The organism is Vibrio fujianensis, from assembly GCF_002749895.1.
Lineage (GTDB): Bacteria > Pseudomonadota > Gammaproteobacteria > Enterobacterales > Vibrionaceae > Vibrio > Vibrio fujianensis.
On record NZ_NBUS01000054.1, the window covers coordinates 186,137 to 187,520 of the forward strand.

At 37.7% G+C, this 1,384-nt stretch carries 1 protein-coding gene; it reads left to right on the forward strand.

The window, feature by feature from the left end; all coding sequences use genetic code 11:
• Window positions 1-655: 655 nt before the first annotated feature.
• The coding region (locus B7C60_RS13940) for an ABC transporter ATP-binding protein (protein ID WP_245869475.1) at window positions 656-1,384 on the forward strand (729 nt) is incomplete at its 3' end.

Here is a 1,384-nt window from a genome sequence, read left to right on the forward strand (position 1 = left end):
TTGATAACTTTTCGTCTCGATGTCTGAGCGCTCTTGATTGACTACGTCTGACATAGATTCCTCATATTGATAAAAGTTAGTAAATTTTTATTGAATTTTATTTAACTTGCTAACACAACAATGTATTCGTTGCATAATCATTAGTCTTATGCATTTTCTAGCGACCAACATTATGAATATAGAGCATTATTTACTCTTTTATTGGTTAGCGAGTTTAACGTGCTCATTCTATAGGGTGATTGATCTTGATCACTTTAATTATGAATATGAAATAAAACTACAGAAACATAGAAAAATCAGCCACATAGAAAGATATTTCATGAAATTTTCTTTCATATATTACAATTTGTAACTAAATAGATAACTGTCGATGATGTTTTTTGAGTGTAACAATTGTTACTTAAGAAACGCGTTGCAATATAAATTCTATGTGTGTTGTTGTTAAAGTGTTGCATATCTTGTCGTTTATTTGTGTGTTGCAAGACCAGAAATATGATCTTTAGTGGGCTTTTGTTGAATTAATATTCATGTGTAATGATTAGATATTTTTATTTAGAGGGTTAATAACATGTTGCACGTGTTAGGGTTGAGTGCTAATTTGTAGAAAAATCAAGCTGGATTGCTTGACGTGAATCAATACAGGGAGTTAAAGCGCATGACCGATCTACCCGCGCTGGACATCAAAAACTTGCATAAAACATTTGCTCAAAATGAAGTGCTCAAAGGAATTTCACTACAGGCAAATAAAGGGGATGTTATTTCGATCATTGGCTCTTCCGGCTCAGGGAAAAGTACCTTCCTACGTTGTATTAATTTACTCGAAACGCCAACATCTGGTGAAATTTGGGTTAACAATGAACTGATTGAAATGAAAATGACTCGCCAAGGTGACATTAGGCCGGTGAGCGATAAACAGGTTCAGCGTATTCGTTCACGTTTAGCGATGGTTTTTCAGGGGTTTAATCTTTGGTCCCATATGACAGTGCTAGAAAATGTGATTGAAGCACCTGTGCATGTTCTCAATATTGCTAAGGATCAAGCCATCGCGAATGCTGAAGCTTTGTTAAAAAAAGTGGGGCTTTATGAACGCCGAGATTATTACCCCGGACACCTATCAGGAGGGCAGCAGCAACGAGCTGCGATTGCTCGTGCATTAGCGGTTGAACCTGAGGTTTTATTGTTTGATGAACCTACGTCTGCGCTCGACCCTGAATTAGTGGGTGAGGTCTTAGGCGTGATGAAAGATCTTGCTCAAGAGGGAAGAACCATGTTGGTTGTCACCCATGAAATGGCATTCGCTCGTGATGTTTCTAGCCATGTCATGTTTTTACACCAAGGGATCGTTGAAGAGCAAGGGGAGCCTGAAAAATTATTCATCTACCCT